At 34.9% G+C, this 22,501-nt stretch carries 18 protein-coding genes, 1 pseudogene and 1 other annotated feature; of the genes and pseudogenes, 2 read left to right on the top strand and 17 right to left on the bottom strand.

Annotated features, from left to right (window positions below; all coding sequences use genetic code 11):
• Positions 1-17 precede the first annotated feature (17 nt).
• Entirely contained in the window at positions 18-479 is a 462-nt protein-coding gene (locus GMB29_RS12905; RefSeq protein ID WP_136354147.1) for a hypothetical protein, read from the bottom strand.
• A 449-nt stretch (positions 480-928) separates the two neighbouring features.
• Between GMB29_RS12905 and GMB29_RS12900 the strand changes: the two genes are divergently transcribed.
• Positions 929-1,246: a hypothetical protein gene (locus GMB29_RS12900; protein ID WP_136354145.1), complete on the top strand. Its 318-nt coding sequence runs from the start codon at positions 929-931 to the stop codon at positions 1,244-1,246.
• A gap of 86 nt (positions 1,247-1,332) precedes the next feature.
• Here GMB29_RS12900 and GMB29_RS12895 read toward each other — a convergent pair whose 3' ends face one another.
• The 13 genes from GMB29_RS12895 to GMB29_RS27025 all read right to left on the bottom strand — a co-directional run bounded on the left by GMB29_RS12895 (position 1,333) and on the right by GMB29_RS27025 (position 18,301).
• Complete coding sequence (locus tag GMB29_RS12895; protein ID WP_136354143.1) at positions 1,333-3,417, bottom strand: heavy metal translocating P-type ATPase; 2,085 nt, start codon at positions 3,415-3,417, stop codon at positions 1,333-1,335.
• 23 nt (positions 3,418-3,440) lie between these two features.
• Positions 3,441-3,767, bottom strand: a complete 327-nt coding sequence (locus tag GMB29_RS12890; protein WP_227551684.1) for an ArsR/SmtB family transcription factor — start codon at positions 3,765-3,767, stop codon at positions 3,441-3,443.
• Positions 3,768-3,863: 96 nt separating this feature from the next.
• A complete protein-coding gene (locus GMB29_RS12885) occupies positions 3,864-4,565 on the bottom strand; it encodes a ZIP family metal transporter (RefSeq protein ID WP_136354139.1) in 702 nt (233 codons plus the stop codon).
• 277 nt (positions 4,566-4,842) lie between these two features.
• Entirely contained in the window at positions 4,843-7,083 is a 2,241-nt protein-coding gene (locus GMB29_RS12880) for an AAA domain-containing protein (protein WP_136354137.1), read from the bottom strand.
• A 240-nt stretch (positions 7,084-7,323) separates the two neighbouring features.
• A complete protein-coding gene (locus GMB29_RS12875) occupies positions 7,324-9,027 on the bottom strand; it encodes a 2-isopropylmalate synthase (RefSeq protein WP_136354135.1) in 1,704 nt (567 codons plus the stop codon).
• 77 nt (positions 9,028-9,104) lie between these two features.
• Positions 9,105-9,366: a binding site (T-box leader), on the bottom strand.
• Between the two features lie 397 nt (positions 9,367-9,763).
• On the bottom strand, positions 9,764-10,552 hold the full coding sequence (locus GMB29_RS12870; RefSeq protein ID WP_136354133.1) for an HAD family hydrolase: 789 nt from the start codon (positions 10,550-10,552) through the stop codon (positions 9,764-9,766).
• A gap of 339 nt (positions 10,553-10,891) precedes the next feature.
• Positions 10,892-11,422, bottom strand: a complete 531-nt coding sequence (locus tag GMB29_RS12865) for a (2Fe-2S)-binding protein (RefSeq protein WP_136354131.1) — start codon at positions 11,420-11,422, stop codon at positions 10,892-10,894.
• The gene (pucD, locus tag GMB29_RS12860) at positions 11,419-13,707 is read right to left on the bottom strand and encodes a xanthine dehydrogenase subunit D (RefSeq protein WP_136354129.1); all 2,289 of its coding nucleotides are present in this window, start codon (positions 13,705-13,707) and stop codon (positions 11,419-11,421) included. The genes GMB29_RS12865 and pucD overlap by 4 nt, the downstream gene beginning before the upstream one ends.
• A gap of 5 nt (positions 13,708-13,712) precedes the next feature.
• The gene (locus GMB29_RS12855; RefSeq protein ID WP_136354127.1) at positions 13,713-14,603 is read right to left on the bottom strand and encodes an FAD binding domain-containing protein; all 891 of its coding nucleotides are present in this window, start codon (positions 14,601-14,603) and stop codon (positions 13,713-13,715) included.
• A 118-nt stretch (positions 14,604-14,721) separates the two neighbouring features.
• Positions 14,722-15,345 carry a nucleotidyltransferase family protein gene (locus GMB29_RS12850; RefSeq protein WP_136354125.1) on the bottom strand — a complete coding sequence of 208 codons (624 nt, stop codon included), beginning with the start codon at positions 15,343-15,345 and terminating at the stop codon, positions 14,722-14,724.
• Entirely contained in the window at positions 15,342-16,355 is a 1,014-nt protein-coding gene (locus GMB29_RS12845; protein ID WP_136354124.1) for an XdhC family protein, read from the bottom strand. Before GMB29_RS12845 ends, GMB29_RS12850 begins: the two co-directional genes overlap by 4 nt.
• 49 nt (positions 16,356-16,404) lie before the next feature.
• Complete coding sequence (locus tag GMB29_RS12840) at positions 16,405-17,733, bottom strand: 5'-deoxyadenosine deaminase (protein ID WP_136354122.1); 1,329 nt, start codon at positions 17,731-17,733, stop codon at positions 16,405-16,407.
• Positions 17,734-18,127: 394 nt separating this feature from the next.
• Positions 18,128-18,301: a hypothetical protein gene (locus tag GMB29_RS27025; RefSeq protein ID WP_168733849.1), complete on the bottom strand. Its 174-nt coding sequence runs from the start codon at positions 18,299-18,301 to the stop codon at positions 18,128-18,130.
• A gap of 200 nt (positions 18,302-18,501) precedes the next feature.
• Here GMB29_RS27025 and GMB29_RS12835 point away from each other — a divergent pair.
• A pseudogene (locus GMB29_RS12835) lies at positions 18,502-19,386 on the top strand (SDR family oxidoreductase).
• A 72-nt stretch (positions 19,387-19,458) separates the two neighbouring features.
• Here the strand turns inward: GMB29_RS12835 and GMB29_RS12830 are convergent.
• From GMB29_RS12830 to GMB29_RS12820, 3 genes are all read right to left on the bottom strand, one after another.
• Positions 19,459-20,277 carry a Cof-type HAD-IIB family hydrolase gene (locus tag GMB29_RS12830; RefSeq protein ID WP_136354120.1) on the bottom strand — a complete coding sequence of 273 codons (819 nt, stop codon included), beginning with the start codon at positions 20,275-20,277 and terminating at the stop codon, positions 19,459-19,461.
• A gap of 96 nt (positions 20,278-20,373) precedes the next feature.
• Positions 20,374-21,099, bottom strand: a complete 726-nt coding sequence (locus tag GMB29_RS12825) for a YqcI/YcgG family protein (RefSeq protein WP_136354119.1) — start codon at positions 21,097-21,099, stop codon at positions 20,374-20,376.
• Positions 21,100-21,278: 179 nt separating this feature from the next.
• Positions 21,279-22,214 (bottom strand): VanW family protein, encoded by a 936-nt coding sequence (locus tag GMB29_RS12820; RefSeq protein WP_136354117.1) that lies wholly within the window; start codon positions 22,212-22,214, stop codon positions 21,279-21,281.
• Between the last annotated feature and the right edge of the window lie 287 nt (positions 22,215-22,501).

Below are 22,501 nucleotides of genomic sequence, written 5' to 3'. Positions count from 1 at the left end.
TAAATTTTATGTTTTGCTTATGTATATTGTTTATATGAAAATGAGAAAAGCTTACGCTTAATTCTCCCTTTATTACCAATTATCCTGAACCAAGATTGACCAACATAAAATGGATTTGAAAGGATATTTTCGATAATATGAGAAATTCTGTCCTCCTCTTCCTCTTTTTTTATGGTTGATTTACATGATAAAGAAAGAACAAAATAGGTTTTTTCACTATTAATTTCAAGTAGTTGAAGGTAATAAACATCATTTTGGGTTTTATTGAAATCCTTTAACACTTTTTCGATACTTTTTTCTACCTCTATCTCAAATTTACTTGCTTCACTCCATTTAGATAGAAGAGAATCATAAAGTGACAATGTCAGTATATAATGCATGGCAAAATTTTGTGGTTCAAATTCCTTTTGCAACACTGTTTGTTCTTCTATAGGAATCAAAATAAAATCTTTATAGTTTGCAAAAAATTTTTCACTCATTTTCCTTACCTTCTTTCCTCATAATGACACTTTTCAACAACGTCTGACTTAATATTCATTAATAAATAAGTTCTCTTTAAAACCCTCTAAACCCTTTATAAAAATTGAAAAGTTCGTAAATTTTCTCCGATTTAATCTGACTTTCTATTGTGGAATTTAAATTAAATTATAAACAAGAAAAATGAAATAAAAATTTTGGAGGTATTAAAACTTATGTACTATTTATCCAAATGACTTTATTCTTATCTAAATGATTGGAAATGACATCTGTATTTCGTATATTAAACGCAGATAACGAGTTATTTAAATACAGGTAAAGATCGAGTAAATCGACAAATTATTTAATTTAGCTTGTATATAATGGCATTAGCTTTGAAAGAAAGGAGTGTTTATCCCTGTACTGACTACTTGTGATCAGAAAATATTGAAAATCATAAGGAGGAACAATCATGCTATTTAAAAAATATCGGAAGTTGTCAGCTCCTGTCCTTGCATTAATGCTAGTGTCTGCATGTAATGGTGGTCAAGATATAGAGGAAGAACCAGCATCTGGTGAAATCGGTACAGAAATACCTGCTAATGAAGAAATGGCTCCCGAAGATTCCAAGGATAGTGAAATGAACACAGAAGAACCTGCTTCTAGTGAGAATGAAACAGAAAATCCATCTAGTGAAGAAATAGTTCCGGAAGATCCTGCAAATGGGGATATGAACAAAGAAGAATCGACAATTGAGGAGACTGTTCCAGAGGAACCTGCAAATCAATAATTAAAGGCTCCATCTCATAAAGTGAATTTCGTCACTATATGAGATGGAGCACAATTCAAAGAGATGATAAAGGGAGGCTTTTGAACTCAGATTCTACTTTCATGTCCTCTTTTTTCATATAAAACAGTTAAACTTATAAGTGTAACCAATATTGTTGCTCCCATATCTGATAATATAGCAATCCAAAGTGTCAACAAACCCGGAATTGTTAATAATAATGCAATTAATTTTAACCCAAGTGCTAATGTAATGTTTAGTTTGATTATTTTATTTACTTTTTTGGCAGATCTAATAGCGGATGGTAATTTGCCTAAGTGATCCTGCATTAACACAATATCAGCCGTTTCGATTGCACTGTCTGTTCCTTTACCCATCGCAATGCCAATATCAGCTGTAGCTAATGCTGGAGCATCGTTTATACCATCTCCAATCATTGCAACTTTTTCATTTTTTGTTAGTTCTTTTATTTTTGATACCTTTTCTTCTGGTAATAAACTAGCAAAATAAGTGGTTAGACCAACACTCTTTGCTACCTTCTTAGCAGTCATTTCATGATCTCCAGTTAACATAATTGTTTTATTGACACCTGATGAGTGCAATTGAGAAATCACAGATTGACTTTCTGCACGTACTTGATCAGAGATTCCCATGATTCCAAGGATGTTTGTTTCATTGGCTAAAATGACGATTGTCATTCCTTCGTCTTTAAACGTTTTTAGATCTTTTAGAACTTGGCTTGGAAGGGCTATATGATGAATATGTGCCTCATTCCCTAAAAAATAGGTTATTCCATTAAACTTGGCTATAATTCCAGTGCCTGACACAGCGGATATTTCCTCTGGTTCGAGAAAATGTACACCTTCTGCTTTACTCAATACTGCTTTAGCAATTGGATGTGAAGAAGTTTTTTCAATAGATGCTGCTATTTGTAAAAATGCCGGATCATAGTCAACAAGTTTTTCGACATAAGGCTCCCCTTTTGTCAATGTCCCTGTTTTATCAAAAGCAAATGTCGTTACTTTACCTAGTTGTTCTAAGAAAACTCCTCCTTTAATGAGGATCCCATTTCGAGCATTTTTCGTAATTCCTGAAACAATTGCAATCGGTGAAGATAGGACAAGTGCACATGGACAACCTACAATTAACACAGCTAAACCTTGGTAAAACCAATCTCCCCAATTCCCATTTAGAAAAAGTGGCGGGAAAATCATGACCAAAAATGAGATCACCATAATGAAAGGTGTATAATATTTTGCAAATTTATTAATAAACAGTTCAGTTGGTGTCTTAGTATCTTGTGCTTCTTCAACAAGATGGAGAATTTTTGCTAAAGAAGAGTCTTCATAAGCCTTTGTAATTTTAATTTTAAGAACACCTTCATTATTAATACTTCCCCCAAAAACATGTTCATCAATTGCTTTTTCTACTGGCATTGATTCACCAGTTATCGCAGCTTCATTTACAGAGCTTTTCCCATCAACAACTATTCCATCAGAAGGGATTTTTTCTCCAGCCTTAACTAAAACTACCTGATTGACTTTCAAAGAAGAGATTTTAACAATTTTTTCTTCACCATTTTCTAAAATCGTAGCTTCTTTTGGAGCAATTTCAAGTAATTTTTCCATTGATTTTCGAGCTTTCTGCATTCCTAAACCTTCTAAATATTCATTTATCCCAAAGAGGATTGCAACAAGTGCACCTTCCTTCCATTCACCAATACTAAGTGCACCGATAAGAGCAACTGTCATAAGCGTTTCAATATTAAATTTAAACTTTAGTAAGTTTTTTAAGCCTTTTAGGAATGTTTGATAGCCGCTCAAAATCGTTGCAGCTAGAAAGAAGCCAATCGCTACATATTCATTAATCCAATATTCTGTAATAAATGCAGCAACATAAAAAAATGCAGATATGGACAATAAGACCATCCAATTCACGCCTGTATGGTGTTCATGATGGTGACCTTCATCATGAGCATGATCATGTTCTATATATGCTCCATCTGATGATAAAATCTTATTTACTCTATCCATATCGACTGTGCTTTCTAGTCGAAGTTTTCCAGTATTATAGCTAAGCGATGCTGTTTCCCCTGAAGGTAATTTATTAATTTCCTCTTGAAGCTCTCTTGTACAGTTTACGCAGGTTAAACCCTTTACTTTATATTCATTCATTTTGTTTCACTCCATCTATAAGCTTAATGATGCTGTGCATGATGAATCGTTTGCTGCAAGACATTCATAACATGATCATCATCTGCTGAGTAATATAGCGTAGTACCTTCTCTTCTATATTTAACCAACCGAAGATTTTTCAAAAATCTTAGCTGATGAGAAACTGTCGATTGTAACAATGAGAGTTTTTCAGCTATATCATTTACAGAGTGTTCTTCATGTGATAACAAATGTAAAATTCTGATTCTTGTCGGGTCACCTAATGCTTTAAATGTCTGTGAGACAATAAAAAGTGTTTCTTCATCAAGCTGTTCGATATTTTTATGATTGTTATTTGTGGAACCGCCCACCATATCACACCTCTTTGTATTATTATATTTGCAAATATGAGTATATGCTCATATTATCTAATTAAATTGTAAAAAAAATATTGGCTTTTGTCAATCTTAGCCAATAATAAAGATGATTGCCGCAATAAATATGCCAGAAAGCAAACTTAACCAATGGAAGGATCGATATCCTTTTTTTAAAGAAGGAAAAAACAATTCAAAAATAGTAATATAACCCATCGTGCTAATTGCAACACCAAGTATCATTCCTAGATATTGAACATTACTGAATGGAAGAATACTTCCTAATAATGCAAAACTTGTTAAGCTTACACTTAAGAATACAAAGGAAGCAAACAAATGATGTATTTTAAGGGATGATGCTATATAGATCATCATTAATGTTATACCCTCAGGAATGTGATGGAAAACAAGCAATTGAAATAAATGTTCATTATGTTCAGCATGATTGCCTAAAGCGATACCTGCTGGAACATTATGAAGCGTGATGGCTAAAATGAGAAAATAAAAAGACGATGTTTTATCTACGATAACATTTTGAGAATGATGTTTATGAATAAGTTTATCAATGAAGAACATGACGGAGAGTCCTATTAAGATACCAATCACCACAGAAACACTACTATAATCAGAAAAACTGTGTGGAATCAGTTCTAAAAATAGGACTCCGCATAATACTCCTGCACATAAAGATAAAATATAGTCTATTTTCACATTAAACCAACTAGTGATTAATAAAGACAAAAAACTCCCTGTAAACAAAGCAAAAAAGACTGATAAACTTAATGAAATTCCCACCATTTCTCCTCCAAAATTCTGCCTGAAACCTGGATAACTATTCTAGATCTATGACTCTTTTTCCTAGATTAGTACAAGTTAATGGAGCATATTATGGAACGGAATCTTTGTTACTCCCTTTTTCATTCCAAAATAGCCTTATATCGACTATTTCTTCAATCGAAGAGTAATGAGCTAGCTTGATTCAACCTTTATCAATGTTGTCTAGTGTATATCCCTATGGTTCTTACATGTAATATAGTTGTATAAACCCTACATATTTTGTTTATATCGCTGGTTAATTTCCAATAATCTCCGAAAGAAAATAGTCAATGACAACACCAGAGGATAATCGAGCAGCTACAAATGGAGGTTTCACGTTAACTACACCTTCAAGCGGAATCCCCAACCATAAATATTGTTTATCTATAATGATAAATGGAAATGAGACTGATTGCTGTATAAGCTTATCAATTTTCACATTATCAATCTTCATCTCTGTTACAGCAGTAAGTGAGATTTTAGTATTTCTGTTATTTAATATATCCTTCCACTCATTTGTTAAAAGTTTCCCAGATGGCAAACCTAAAATGATCGATTGCTTTGCTTGACGGATGTCCTCTTTCGTTTTTTCAAGCTTTTTCGCATGGATCCAGGTTAAGTTTGGGTGTTGATTTCTAATCCATGAACCGATCTGATGTGGTAATACTTCCTGCTTATTTTTAAATTGATGATCGACAAGCTTTCGAATTGTTTTATTACGATATACTTTTTCTTTAATAAATTGATGATCACAAATATGAATGAATTTCCCTTTCGTTCTTGTAATCGCAACATTTATTAGTCTTTCACTGTCTTTTCCGACCAACAACATACCTGGACGATCTTGCGGGTAACTATCCACCGTATCAAACAACATAACATCACGTTCACTTCCCTGAAAACGATGAACAGTGGCTGAAATGATATCTGATTGTTGCAGCTCTGTTGAATATAGGTCAATTAATAAGGATTCCATTAAAACTGCCTGAGCTCGATATGGAGTTACATATCCAATTGATCTTGACCCAGCTATATAAGATTCATGGATAATTTGAAAAGATAGGAGTAAGTGCCACAAATTAAATCTTGAATTAGATGTTTTTTCGCGGAGACAGTGATATCCCGTAAAACTACTATCTAGAAGAACAGAGGAACGACTTGCAAATGGTTCAGCTGCAACAATTGAATTCCTAGCAGTCTTTACACTTTCATGATCACCTACTAATGAATCGTAAATATATTGATTCGTAAAGGATGAAACGTCTGGATGCATTCTTCTTTGTTCCTTTAACAAAAACAGATGAGGATGTAATTGTTTACCGTCGTTCAGCCAATTTACAACCCCGGCCTTATGAAATATATCCTCTCTTAACCATTCATCTACAAATGGATTTCTTGCCGCTGCTATTGGCGGAAGTTGTTTAAAATCTCCACAAACAATAAACCTCTGTCCCAATGATGAAGCAAAGCCAATTTGTGGAACGTATGCCATACTTGCTTCATCGACAATAACTAGATCATAGTCTTTTTCATAAATTGCCGGGTCATTGGCTGCCTTTGAAAGAGTTGTTCCAATAATCTCTGCATCTTTTACAAATTGAATTTCTTTCTGACGTATCTTTTCTAATATATTGGCAAGTTTTCCTTCTATTTCAAGTAAACGTTCTGAATCTCGTTGACTAAAAGATCGTCCGAGATCGATTTTTATTAATCTTCTCTCTTCTTGTAAACTAACTTTTTTTACAGCTAAATCTGGATATCTTTTTTGAATTAGCTCGTTTGTCGTAAGAGAGGCTTCAGACACAATTGCAGTCTGAGATCCATACCGTAACAAATCTCCTTCACGAAAACGTCCTTTTTTATCTATAAACCGAGAAATTTCATTCATAAGAACATCTACAGCTTGATTACTTTGAGAAAGTATGAGAATTCGATTTCCCTTAAAGTATTTATTGGCTGCTGTCCTCCCAAGTGTGTATGTTTTACCTGTTCCAGGCGGTCCCCATACAAACGTAACAGGGTTATATTTACTTCTTAGAATCAATTCATGAACATTCGATTTTATGTTTGTGATCGGATGTTTTGCTTCGTTTGAAGGATTCATCAGTCTTTTTATTCGAGCACGTTTTCGTTTATTTTCTTTTATTTCTTCTAATCTCTCGTGCAGCTGGTCTAATAATTCCCAAGGATCATGCAATAAGAATAAATCATCTAGAGGATTCCGTAATGATTCTTCTAAAGAGACAATCACGCTTTTCCCCTCAGATGAAAGGACTCTTCCATTTACTGTTAAAGATCTAGATTCCATTCTTATGCTCGAGCCGATTGGAATTCGTAAAGGAACATTTGTGTCAAAATAATACGTAAATGTTCCATCATTTGATATTATTTCTCCATTTTTTACAGAATATTTCGTGCTTCCGTATGTCTTTAAATGCATGATTTCAGCTCTTAAAGCTTTTTGCCATGATTTTATATAAAAGTTTGTTGATTTCATGTTGTCAGCTTCCTTATTATCATTTAGAACAACTTGGTGTTTTCATGGTCACCGTCCCATACTATACCATCTAATGAACTGAAAATCTATTTGACTTGCTAAATAGAATTCCCACTTTTCGGAAGAGGAGTGCGGATTAGAGATTTAGCAAAAATGCAGGATCTAATGATACCTGTAAAGGAAAATAAAAAAGGGAGTAAAATCAAAATTGATTCCCCCCTAAACACAACCACTTCCACTTTATTTATTTGTTAAGGTAAAACTTTTTTCATCGAGTAGTGATTCACTGATCACCATTTTGTTAACTGCACTAAACAGGGCTTTTATAGAAGATGTCATAATATCTACATCAATGCCACAACCCCAGAAGACTGTTCCATTTAAAGCAGTGATACCTACGAAAGATACAGCGTTTGATTCAGATCCTATTTCTTGAGCATGCTCTTTATAAACCAAATTCGTATAAGTAACTCCCATTTTCTTTTGAAGAGCGTTGCTAATCGCGTCTAGTCTACCATTTCCACCACCTGCTATTTCTTGAATCTCATTTTCCATTTGAATAGCTACGATGGTTTGGAAATCATCATGCTTGCTAAACCTGTAATTAACAAACTCAATAGGATCTTTTATATTTACATATTCCTTTAAGAATATTTCATAAATTTCATTTGGCATAAGCTCTTTATGTTGACGGTCTGATACATCTTTCACACAGTAGCCGAAGTGCTCTCGCATTTTTGGTGGAAGATCAAGTCCATATTGCTGTTCAAGCACATAGCCGATCCCTCCTTTACCAGACTGGCTGTTGATACGGATGACATCAGCTTCATACTCTCTGCCAATATCTTTTGGATCAATCAATAAATAAGGAACTGTCCAATTCTCACACTTGTTTTCTTCGTGCCATTTCATACCCTTAGCAATCGCATCTTGATGTGAACCTGAAAATGCAGCAAATACAAGTTTTCCTCCATATGGTTGTCTCTCATAAACCTTCATTCTTGTCAGGCGCTCATATATTGCACTAATTTCTTGTATATTTTCAAAGTTAAGCTTAGGATCAACACCATGTGAGTACATATTCAGTGCAAGTGTAACGATATCCACGTTCCCTGTTCTTTCCCCATTGCCAAACAAGGTACCCTCAATTCTCTGTCCGCCTGCTAGGACTCCTAACTCTGCATCTGCTACACCGCTTCCTCTATCATTATGCGGGTGTAGCGACAGAATAACATTATCTCTGTAGTTTAGATGATCACTCATGTATTCAATTTGACTTGCATAGACGTGAGGCATGGACATAGATACCGTAGCCGGGAGATTAATGATTACCTTGTTATCAATTGTTGGACGCCATACATCCAGGACCTTATTACATATTTCTAGTGCGAAATCAATTTCTGTACCGGTAAAACTTTCTGGTGAATACTGAAATTGAAAGTTACCTTCGGTTTCATCGGCATATTTTTTAAGAAGTTCTGCTCCAGTTACAGCAATTTCGATTATCTCTTCTTTTGATTTTTTAAAGACTTGTTCTCGCTGTGCTAAAGAGGTTGAATTATAAAGATGCACTACGGCTTTATTTACACCTTTAAGTGATTCGAATGTCTTTTTAATAATGTGATCTCTAGACTGGGTTAATACTTGAATTGTTACATCATTAGGAATCAAATCTTCTTCAATCAATGTCCGTAAAAAAGTATATTCTGTTTCCGAAGCTGCCGGAAAGCCAACCTCAATTTCCTTGAAACCTATCTTTAATAGCAATTGAAAATATTCTAGCTTCTCCTCAAGGCTCATGGGAACAACCAGAGCCTGGTTCCCATCTCGAAGGTCGACACTACACCAGGTAGGAGGTTCTGTAATATACTCTTTTTCAGTCCATTTCAAACTTTTTACTGGGGGCATAAAATAGCCTCGTGAATATTTTGTGAAATTTTCCATTTATAGATCATCCTTTCTATGATTAAAACTTACTTTTAGGATGGGATGAACACAAAAAAGCCTTTCATCCCTAATTTAATAGAGACGAAAGACTTTGACATCTTACGCGGTACCACTCTAATTCATACCAATTCAACGGTATGCACTCTTAACGGATAAGGGTATTCAAATACCTTATATCCTCCTACTATAACGGTTAGGATCCGTCTCAACCTACTCTTTTGCAATTTCAGCGAGCTACTTCAAGGCGAGTTCGAATTTTTTCCACGGCTGTTTCTCACCATCCAACAGCTCTCTGAGCGCTTTAAAAATTCTACTATTCCTCTTCAATATATTTTAATATTTTGAATATTATACCAAGTATTTTACTGTTCTTCAAGCTACTTCTTTAAAATTTTTTTATATTTTTTATAATTTACTTGTAAGTATATACCAAAAAGGGTTGCTTAATGCTGCTTAAAGTCCATGTTTTCCTTTTTTACGAAATCAAAAAAATAAAAAGACATTTCATTTACTGTTATTACTCTTTCATTGAAGATATACAAGAAGTTTTCTTAAAGGAGATACAATTGTATATTAAAATCAAGCAAGTTAAACAAGCAGATGGACTTTTTAGCTAAGTCATTTAAGCGGACGGTCTTACTTATGAAAGAACGGCATTGTTACTTGTAATTTCTTGATTATTAAAACATCCTGATACCTATTTTGGTATCAGGATGTTACATTCTTATTACACTTATTTGTTTAATTTATCTAAAATAGGATAAAGTTCTTCAAGATGTGTAATTTCAAAATCTGGAATAACCTCATTACGTTCCTTATCATGTCGATTAATCCAAACCGATTTCATACCGATTCTAGAAGCTCCAAGAATATCTGTCATTAAATTATCTCCAACCATGATAGCTTCATCTTTTGATAGATTCATTTTTTCTAATGCATGTTCAAATATAGTTGCATCTGGCTTACCTCTTCCAAATGCACCTGATATAATAATTTGTTCAAAATATGGCACAAGCTCAGGAGTGATCTCTAATTTTGTATTTTGAAGATCTGGTGATCCATTTGTTAATAATAGCAAGCGATATGAACCCTTTAACTCGTCTAATACCTTGAATGATTCATCATAAACAAATGGTTTCTTGCGTCTTTGCGCTGGAAACTCTTCAGCCAATTTGGCACCGAATTCAGCATCATCAATTCCACAGGCTTTCAACCCTCTTGTCCACGATTCTTTACGATATGTGGGAACGATTTCCTTCATCTTTTTAAAGTTATCTTCATCATCTAAAAAATTACCCCAAAGCCCCTCAAATGGATTAATTCCAATCATTTGGGTAAATTCATATGTTTCATAAGTAGAATATAGTTCTCTAGCTTCATTACGTACTGCTTCTTCTAATTCATTTGGATTGATTCCATACTTTTCTTTTGCCAATTGACAAGTTCCAACAAAAGCTTCTTTCACACTTTTTTGATCCCATAATAATGTATCATCTAAATCAAAGAAAATTGCTTTAATCAAATTTCTTTCCTCCAATTCTGTAAACTATCATCATATGCAAAACTCATACTATTCAAACAATAGATTACAGAGATTTTCTTAATAAGTAAATAGGGTTAGGAAAATCCTTTTAGAAAAACAAAGATTTATAATTTAAATGGAACTTATTTATCGTCAATCATTGTCGATTTGTAGAAAGCAAAATGATATTCGTTTATCGAAACACTGTAGATTAACTTCTTGAAAATGTAATTATTTATTAAACATCTCATTATAAGCTCCTGATGAAACATAAAGAATCCAAACTATTTTGTCATTTGGTTCGATTTATTACAAAATAAAACCTTAAAGGTATTCACTCTAAAGTTTAAATTTATGTATGGATAGACTTTCGTTTTTATACCGTTGAACCGCACGGAGTATCCCATTGTAACCTGTACACCTACATAAATTCCCTGATAAATAGTCGAGAACTTCTTCTTCAGTTGGATGATTATTTTTGTCTAACAATGATTTTAAAGCAATGACCATTCCTGGTGTACAATACCCACATTGAAGAGCACCTTCCTCCAAGAACGCTTGTTGTATTGGGTGGATTGTTTCTATTGCAACTTGTTCTATTGTTTCGATCACTTGATTATCAACTTGGTAAGCCATAACTAAACAAGCATTAACAAGGTTTCCATCCATTACAACAGAGCATGCCCCACATCTTCCAATTTCACATGAAATCTTTGTGCCTGTTAGGCCTAAATCATTTCGTAAAATATCCACTAAACGATAAGCAGGGTGTACCGCTAGGCTGTAAGACTGCCCATTAACCATTATGTTTATGTTAATATTGTTTTCTTCTTCTGCACTGCTCTTATTTCTAAGACCCTCTGTGTTCATTCCACTACCTCCTGCTGATCAAATAAAAACGGAGTTAATTCTAGAGCATTCAATAATTCTTCAGGAGAAACAGGTAGCTTGCTTACCCAAATTCCGCAGGCATTATGGATAGCAGCCGTAATAGCCGGCGCAACAGCAACTGTACCAATTTCACCTACACCTCTAGGACCAAAAATATCACTTTCAAATAATGACTCATCAACATCAACATTTGTAGAAAGAGGAATATCTTTGATTGTTGGAAGAAGGTATGAATCAAAATTCTCTGTATGATATCGAGCATGTTCCATTATTGAATCTTCAAATAGTGTAAAGCCTAACCCCATAATGGCACCACCTTCAATTTGCCCTAAATATCCTAGCGGGTTTACGACCGGTCCAGCTGCCACTGAATGGTCAAGCTTCGTTACTTTGATTCGGCCAGTTAATTGATCAATTTCAACCTCTGCTGCTACGGCTGCATATGTGTGTAAATAATGCCCTCCAATAACTGCATCAGGAGTTGTCGGGAAGTGATATTGAGTTGAGCAAACAGGAAGATTATGAGAAAAACTCTTCGCTAATTCTTTATAGGTGATGATCATTTTATTCTTAACACCTTTTTCCCATACACCCCTTTCTCCGATGAATAACTTCCTTTTTTGAACACCAGTTACACTTGATGCAGCATCCAAGATTTTATCTCTCCACGGTTCCTTTAATTTATTTATTCCTTGCCAGATCATATTTGTTGAACGAGAAGCTGTCGAGGAGCCTGATGCAGGAACGAGATCTGTATCGCCAATAACGATTTTTATATCTTCTTTTGCACAACCGAGCATATCTGTCATCATGATTTCAATTGAGGCAAGTAATCCTTGACCAAATTCTTCAAAACCGAATGCAATTTCTATTTCTCCCTCTTTTGTCAAGGCGAGCCGAGCACCAGAAGGATCAGGTCTTCCAAAACCTAGACCGCCTCCATGCATCGTGATGGCAGCACCTCTCCCTCTTAAACACCAATTATCTTGTCTTTTCAGGGGAGCTGTAAGAATTGTTGAAGACTTAATCATACTTAGGACATTTTTGGCACCATCGTTAGCTACAATTCTCTGACCAAGCGGTCCCAGGTCTTCTGCATTTCTTATATTTATCTCACGCAGCATCAAGGGATCCATCCTCATCATTTCTGCCAGTCTATCAATCTGAGATTCTAGGGCAAACGTAACCTGATTCCCTCCAAAACCTCTATACTCTCCTGATACTCCGTTATTTGTAAAAACTGATATACCTTCTATATCAACATGTGGAATAAGATAAGGTCCAGTTGAGTGCTCAACGGCAAAATCGAGTACAGCTGGTCCTAAAGTGGCATACGCTCCTGTATCAGCAATGATCTTAACATAATGCCCTACTAGTTTTCCCTGTTCATCTGCCCCTGTAATCATTTTCATTTTCATAGGATGACGTTTAATTCCAGCTCTGACTGATTCACTTCTCTTGTTATGCAGTTTAATTGGTCTACCTGTCTTTAATGCAAGTAATGCCGCATATGGCTGGATATTTAACTCATCTTTACCGCCGAATGACCCGCCAATTGGGCTAGAAATAACTCGAATATCACTTTCTGGCATCCCCAGTATTCTAGCTAACTGCATACGATCCTTAAATCCGTGTTGAGTCGCTGCATATACGGTAATTCCCCCATTTTTATCAGGAACTACCACTCCTCCCTCTGTCTCCATGTAAGCATGCATCTGTCTTGGCGTTTCATACGTTTCTTCCACTACATATGGACACTCTTTAATAACATTCATTACTTCTTCACTACTTTTATAACCTGCTCGGTGAAGGATATTTCCACCAGGATGAAGTTTAACTGCAGATTGCAATAAGGCTTTTTCAGGATCATCAATCACTTCAAGCGGTTCATACTCAACCTCAATCAACTTAATTGCTAGTTCAGCAATTTCTTCACTTTCAGCAGCAACCGCTGCAATTGCATCACCTACATACCTTGCCACATCGTCACATAAAACTGGCTGATCGGGAAAAATCAATCCAAATCGGTTCATACCTGGAACGTCATTATGGGTCACTACAGCTTTAACGCCTTCTAATTTTTCGGCATTCCCAGTCGAGATCGAAAGGATTTTTGCATGTGGATATGAACTTCGTAACACTTTTCCATAGAGCATATTTGGAAAAATTAAATCAGTTAAATATTTTAGAGTGCCAGTTACTTTTGCTAACCCATCAGGCCTTACCTTCCATTTACTTGGGAAATTTTCTCTTACAAGTCTCATTTATACTAAACCTCTCTTTCCTGAAAGATGTTCATTAATTCAGTGACAAGTAAGTTTGCTGCTACTTTTCTTCGATACGATTCACTAATAAATGAATCCGAATAGGAAATAAATTCTTCGAGTATTTCTAAGTACAAGAACTTAAATAAATTTTTATTACAACAATTTGTTTCTAAAATTTTTTCTACGTTAATTAATCTTCTTGGATTGTTGTTGCCTCCTCCGACAGCAATCCGGATATATTCAAGTTCATTAATATGTTTTTTCTTCCATTGTGCGCAGATTGTAACTAACGCAGGGGTAAAGGCTTCTCTTCGCCCTATCTTTTTAAAAACGGATTGGTCACCAGATTTTTGAATTGGTATTCTTATCGAAATAATAAGATAGGTGGATTGTTGTGCCTCCTTTTGAAAATGAAGCCATTCCCATAATTTCACGACCTTTGTCTTATCTAGTACTCTTAGTTTTAATTGCGCATCTAATGCTAAAAGAGCAGGGATTGTATCTCCAATGCCACTCGCAACATTGCCGCCTAGAGTTGCACGATTTCGCACTGCAGGAGCGGCAATGTTTTTGCACGCCTCACCTAACAAGGGAAAATTCTCACTGATAGTCGGATTTTCAATACATTCAGAAATTGTCGTGAGCGTGCCTATTTCAATAAACTGTCGCCCCTCTTGCTCGAAATGGATGATACCTTTTAATTCGTTAATAGTTGCCAAGTTAATTAATTTTCTAGTAAGAGGCTTACCTGCTTCCCAATCAAGCTGGATAAGTGTACCTCCTGATATATAAACTCCATTTGAGTTTTGTTTCATCAATATTGCATCATCTATTTGCTGTGGATGTTCAACTGAAATGGAAGACCTTGTCATGACGTCTAAATCGTTTTTCACTGCGATCACCTAATTCTTCATAAAATTATTAATAAAAACGTTATGTTAGAAGAGTAATCATTTTATAGAGTAGTAAATAAAGGAAGGAGAATTTCTAAGGAGAAACATAGTTTTTGGCTCAGGAAAACGATCTAATTGAGTTAATAAATGTTTTAGCATATTCATACTCTTCTATCGTATCAATATCAAAGAGATGCTCTGAACTCATTGCTATGCTCATTCCTTTTAAAGCACCATTTTTAAACAAACCTCGAGCACCTTTATCACCATTGATTGCCATGAGTTCTTTGAATGCTTTTTTATGAAATATTATTGGGGGCTTTATTATTTCACCATCTGAAGAAGCAACATAAGCATACTCACTTTCCGCTTCATTTATCAGGCGATTTATCATACTAGTTGTCACAAATGGTTGATCCGCTAGAAAAACAATAACAGATTCTGCACCCAATTGTACTGCTCTTCTGATACCAGTACGAAGGGAATATGATTGACCTAAATGGGACTGCAAGCTAATGATGTTCTCCCATTTTGTTGAATAAGTACGAAGTACATCAGCAGAATTCAGCCAACTTGCTTTGATATCATTAGTTACAATAAGTAAGTGGTCTATATTCGATTTCATAATCTCTGCTAATGCTATTGCGCCAAGAGGTTTTATAGATAATGGTAAGGATAATTTGCACATACCCATTCGTTTACTCTTACCTGCTGCAAGATAGATCCCAATTATTCTCTTCATAATGCCATATCCAACCTCCTCGTCTTATTTTGAATGAGCTCCGCAATTACACTAATTGCTATCTCTTGTGGACCTTCTGCTCCGATCGATAAACCAACCGGAAAATGAACCCACTCAGGTATATCCATACCTCTTAATAGCCTTTCAGCACGGGTTTTTGAACCTAAAATTCCTAAATAACCTAGTTTCTTTTCTACTAACAACTCGATAAGTTGTTTATCTTTTTCATAATTATGGGTCATTAAGACGACAGAATCAGAAGTTGTAAAGGAAAAGGAAGAAACAAATTCATTTGGTGTAGCAATAACTGTTTTATAAGCAAAAGGAAAATGCCTTTTATTACAAAAAGCAGGCCTCCAATCAGCAATAATCACTTGTAAACCTGTAAATTGCGCAAGTTGTGCGAGTGGTATAGCATCAACGCCTGCCCCATAAATAATAAGTCTTGGTCTTGCCAGTATCTTTTGAAAAAACAACCTATCACCTTGATTGTCAAATAACAACGTGCTATTATCTGCTACATTTTTAATAGTTGGTAATGCACCGTTCCAATTACCAAAAATTTCTCCAAATTCGGTATAAAAAAGATAATCGGTTATTTCGTTGCTCTTTGAGAATCTTTTTATATGCACGATATTCACTCCGTTATTTACAAAAGTCCTTACTTTTTGAATGTCCTTGTAAACCTGTGATGTGACAGTTTCAACGACTATTTTTATCTTTCCATTACAGCCAGCACCTTGGCCCCATGACAGATCATCCTCAGCCGAGAGATCATACGTTATTATCGTTGATGATGGCTCATAAAAAAATGGTTTTACTCGTTCAAATACGTCCTCCTCTAAACATCCGCCACTCAAAAGTCCAACTTGGAGACCATCTTCATGAAAAAGCATTGTTGAGCCTGCTCGTTTATATGCAGACCCATGGACATCAATAATGGTAGCTAATACTTTTTTGCCTGGGTGTTGACAAACATAATCAAGTATTTCATATATGTCCGAACGCATACTTTTCCTCCTGTCCCTAAGTTCCAATCATCCTATTTTTCGTTGATTGTCAGTTAGAAATTCTATTCAATAATCGTTTAATCGAATGATTCGCCTCTTTTAAAACTATCTTTTTATCAATTGTTTTCATGATCCGATTTTCCATAACTACTTTTCCATTAATAATGGTTGTTTCAACATCACCTCTTGTTGCTGAATAGACGATTCTTGAAATTGGGTCTACATCATTTGATGGATATGTATGAAAGTCATTCAAATTTAATATAACAACATCTGCTTTTTTCCCAACTTCCAAACTGCCAATCTCTTTTTCTAACCCCATTGCAGTGGCTCCGCCAATTGTTGCCATTCTAAATACTTTGTGTGCATCCATTGTGGTTGGACCATGTTTTGGTTTTTGAATGAGGGCTGATAGTCTCATTTCATTAAACATATCTAAGTTATTATTACACGGAGCACCATCTGCTCCAAGACTTAGAAATATATCGTTTTCAAGCATGTCATGTGTTTCAGCAATACCTGAAGCTAGCTTTAAATTCGAACCTGGACAATGGCTAACTTTTACACCCTTTTCTCGAATAATTCGTTTTTCTTCTTGATCCACCCAGACACAATGTGCCAATATAAGCTGTGGGTTTGCTAGACCAATATGATCTAAATAAACGATATTTCTCAAGCCACGTTCTTTTTCAACAATCTCAATTTCTTTTAAATTTTCTGAAGCATGAGTATGGACCATTACTCCATAGTGCTTTGATAAGTCTCTAACCTCCAACAGTAAATTTTCTGTACATGAAATGACAAATCTAGGTGAAAAAGCATATTTAATTCGCCCGTTATCAAAATTATTCCATTTTTCTAACAAATCAACACTTTCTTGAATTGACTCCTGCGTGTTTTCTAGTAGATTAACTGGTACTCCTTCACCTTGGTCCATCATTACTTTACCTGCAAGGGCACGAATTCCACTTTCCGCAATTGCCTGAAAAGCATGATCTGTGTAACGAACTGTCTCCATATCAATGATAGAAGTAGTACCGCTTTGAATAAGTTCTCCAATACCTAACATAGCCGAATAATAAATGGATTCTTCGTCATGTGCAGCCTCAAGCGGCCAGATTTTTTTTGCTAACCAATCTAGTAATTCTAAATCATCAGCCTGCCCTCTAAATAACGTTTGACAAAGGTGAATATGGCTATGAATGAATCCTGGTATGATCGTTTTACCTGTTGCATCAATGATTTTATCAGCTAAAACACCATCTATCCCTTTGGAAATCTCAACGATCCGATCATCTTCAATAAGAAGATCTCCATATATAATTTCATCATTTTCATTCATTGTAATGATCTCTGCGTTTTTAATAAGTATTTTCATGAATCCCGCTCCTTCTTAACGACTCAGCACCCATTACGTTTATGTAAAATAAAATAACATCATTTGGTAGATATATTTATAATAAAACGTAATAATGCAATTGTCATTGTATAATTTAACCAAATCGCTTTAAGTGAATTGGTTATTTTAGCCAAAAATCCCTTCTTTTCTAACAGTTGATGTTATATTTTATTACAAACCTTGCACTTAACAATATAAACAAATAGTAAAATCTTTACCTTTTTCGTCCGAATATTTCAGACTTCCTATGAAATTAGAAAAGCAACAGTTATTTTAAAAACAAACTGTTGCATAACTCTTCTGTTTCATAAATAAATCCATCTAAAATACGCTTACTTTATTCATTTATTCATTCTTATTAAGATCAATTCATTTAAATGACTGGATAATATTGATCATATCTTGGATGACAGTAAACCGGCGGTCTAGGTCCAATTTTTGGCATCTGAAATGGATAGTGTTTAAATTCATAAATAATATGTTCTTTCTCATCTGTATGATTTATTAACAACAACTTTACTTCATATCTATATTGATACAGATTCATTTTATTTCCTCCTTGGTACATTTCCCTTTATTGTTCACCATATTCTTCAATTCACATGAATGAGCCCGTACAGCGCTCACCAATTAGAATAACAGGCACCTACTTAGCCTAATAAACATAATTTATTCAAATGTATATCTTTGAGGAGGATAAACATGCCGTAAGCTAAACCCAATCATGTTAGTCAAAGCAAATATCCAATACATCCTAATTACGGAAAAATTACTCGATATGAAGAGATACCGATCACTGTCCCTGAGCAACACCAGCTTCGCCAACCTGGTGTAGAAAAAGCTATGGTTCCAAAGCCTATTATTGAAAATCTAGATTATAAAGGCAGTGAGAAACTTGCAGGAAAGGTTGCACTCATTACAGGTGGCGATAGCGGGATAGGTGCTGCAGCTGCGATTGCATTCGCAAAAGAGGGCGCAGATGTGGCCATCGCTTATTTAGATGAACATAAAGATGCAAATTGAACTAAGAAGAGAATTGAAGAATTAGGACAAAAATGTATCATGTTGCCTGGTGACTTAAGAGAAAAACAACACTGCATTGACATTGTAGAAGAAACCATTAACACATTTGGTACTCTCAATATTCTCTGCAATCATGTGGGTATCCAATTTCAACAATTAAGTTTACTTGATATAACAGATGAGCAGTTTGATGATACTTTCAAAGTGAATATATACTCACATTTTTATACATCAAGAGCTGCACTTAAGTATTTAAAGAGCGGTAGTTCCATAATAAATACATCTTCTGTAGTTGCGTTTTATGGTAATGACCAACTTATCGATTACACAGCAACGAAAGGAGCAAACATAGGTTTCACTCGCGACTTAGCAAATTATTTAGTAAAAAAAGGCATCAGGGTAAATGCAGTTGCTCTTGGACGAATTTGGACACCTCTCATTCCATCAAGTTTCTCTGCAGATCAGGTTTCATCAGTAGAAAATCCAATGGAACGTCATGGTCAGCCCTTTGAACTTGCTCCTACCTTTGTTTACCTAGCATCCGATGATTCTCGGTTTGTAACAGGACAAACACTTCATGTTTACGGCGGGCAATGGATGTCCTCTTAGCTCTGAAAATAGGAATCGTTCAGAAAAAAATAAGAAGTCGATCTTTACATACCAATAGATCGACTTCTTATTTTATACAATTGCTATTTTATTTAATATAAATTCTTCCACAACTTTTGCTACTCCATCATTCATATTCGTATCTGTTACAAAATCAGCGATATTTTTAATATCATCTGGAGCATTTCCCATCGCGACACCAAGACCTGCAAATTCAATCATCGCTAAGTCATTATAACTATCACCAATCGCAATGACTTCATCCTGTTTAATCCCGCAATGTTGAATTAATTGATGTAAACTCGTTCCTTTTGTTACACCCTTTTCAGTAAACTCTAAAAAGAACGGTTTCGAACGCATAACACTAAATTCTAGTAATTCAGCTTGCAGCTTTTTTTCAACTTGTATTAATCTATCTGGTTTTTCGACCATTAACACCTTAACCACTGGTTCGGTGACTGCATCAACAAACTTGTCAACAACTGTTATTGGCAACCCTGTAAGTTCTGATTCAATTGTTGTAAAGGGATTCTCATCTTCTGTAATAATGTCATCACCAACATATGTATGAATATACACACCTTCACGGCGACTTATTTTATATAAATTATGAACTGCTTCAGGTGCTAATGTACTGCTAAACAATTCTTGATTGGTTTGACAGTTTAAGATTTTGCCGCCATTAAATGATAAAATAAAACTTCCATATTCGGCCAATTCTAACTCTTCGGCAATATGTTTCATCCCTGAAGTAGGGCGACCTGACGCTAAGACAACCTTCACACCTAATTTCTGAGCTTCCATTAATACATGCTTTGTGCGATCTGAGATGGAATGATCATCTCTTAGTAAGGTATCATCTAAATCTAATACAATCATTTTATATGTCATTTCCTGTTTCCTTTCTTTTTGAGCAATATCTATTATCCTACTACAAACAGAAAGGAATAGGGACATTATTTCGGTAAATAATTAAATCATTTATCCTTATTTATGCTGAAAAGGACATTTCCCTTCAATAGGTTTCACATCATCACCTATAAAATACTGCTTCCACTCACGATGTTCTGGATCGCCATAATGACTTATGTTAGGGTGTTTAGGAAGTTTATCCCACTTTTCTACTCTTTCTCTTACTTTTTCCCGAGACATTATCCCACCCTTAGATGTACCCTCTAACCCTTCAAAAATTCGTCTTGGCTGAAATCCGAGAACAAGGCTTTTTCCTAAATCTCTCGTTTTTCTTTGTTTGTATGCCGGCGCATTTCCAAATACAAAGAAAGGTTCTTTTGCAAACGAAAATGCCCATAAATGATGATCAGGATCTTGAGGAATAGTTTCAGGCCATGGTTGTTGATCTGCTTCATGTAAGAATTTTATGATATTCCAAAAATACTCACGATAATATTCAATAGACTTTTCCTCTTTTTCCGGCTCTACAAAAACGAATAACCCATGCCTCGTAAGTTTCGGTGCCTCAAAAAGCTTAATAAATGCTTCAATTGTATTTGGCAGACTTGTCCAATCATCATGTTGTATAAAAGAATAACGTAATTCACCTTTCTTTTCAGCTGTCATTCCAAAGTAACATGGGAACGTCTTGTCTGTTACGATTTTATGGAACGTATTATATTCACCAATTACCCAATTTGGTACAATAGAAGGATTGACCATATCTTCTTTTTCTAATAAATATGTAGAAGTTATTTCCATCTTCATCACACTCCATTCTTCTCTTAGTAAAAAACCTTTACCCTTTTGAACGAATGGTTAATCATTTTACTTCGATTATTAGCCCATCTATTAATCTATTTTTCAAATAATTCTCATGAAAAAATTAGATAAAAAAAGGATTGGCAACCAACCCTCAAAAAGGCTATTGCCAACCCGAATTATATTTTAGAAGCTGCTTGTTTAGCCGCTAGTACTTGCACTTCAAGAGCCCCATTATTAACGATTGTTTTAATCATAACAGGATAATCCTTATTATTCATAAATTTAAAGTCTGGACCGCCCCATGATACCGTTGCATCTTTACCGACCGGAACATAACCTACAGCTTTAGAATGTGAATGTACTTCAAGAATTTCTAATCCTGCATTTGCCACAGCGTTATATAATGTAGATGATGTTTGACAAATACCTCCACCAATTCCATCTACAAATTCACCATTCACAATTTCCTTAGCCTTTTGATAGCCTCTTGCAACAGTCCGCTCACCGACAATTAAATTATAATAAAAACGATCTCCTGGTCCTAACACAATTTGATCAATTGCATTTGCAGAAAGAGCAATATTGTTTGAACGCCCTGTGACACTAGCATTATATGTTGTTCTATAGCTGCCTAATACAACCTCATCGATCCCTTTAATGGTCTCTTGGGATACATTTGGTGCATTTACTTGAAGTGGCAGTTCAATTTTTTTATCAAGTGCTCGAATATTCTTTAGTGTTTCAACAAGTTTTTTTTCATCTAGAAGGACACGATTACTTCCTTCTGTTAACTGGCCATTGCTCAACTTTTTAGGTACCATTGGTTGGTCTAATTGTTCAGCTAAATCTTCTGCGAGCATTTTTATCTCGTTATCATATTCTTTTGATTTTTGACTTAAAGTTGATTTAAAAGTATAGATTATTTCTTTAGAGGTAGGATGAATTAACTCAACCGATCGTTTTACTGCTGCTTTCTCAACTAGTTGTGAAGCATGTGTCGCCATATCCTTCACTGTCAGCTTCTCCTCATTTTGATTCCCGCTTGCCAAACTTGAACTACACCCTGAAACCATCATCATTAGTAAAATTGACGAAACATATTTTTTATACATTCTCTCTCCCACATTTCCCACATAATATTCGCTTCATAATGTAAATAATTACACAATAAATAACCCTCTTATATATATTTCGTATAATATCAAAATATCCTTCATTATGTAAAAAAATTCCTAAATCTAGTAAAAAAATAATATCATTTTACATACTATACTACTACATTTTTAGAAAAAATACTTTTTTATCATTCAATTTTTATTGTATTTTTTAACTACATATAAGACGGATGATGACTGCTTTTTGTTTCAATTTTTCTAAAAAAAGACCACTAATAAATTAG

This window comes from Metabacillus sediminilitoris, from assembly GCF_009720625.1.
Lineage (GTDB): Bacteria > Bacillota > Bacilli > Bacillales > Bacillaceae > Metabacillus > Metabacillus sediminilitoris.
The sequence above is the reverse complement of the archived record's forward strand: the minus strand, read 5'-3'. Positions and strand labels throughout refer to the sequence as shown.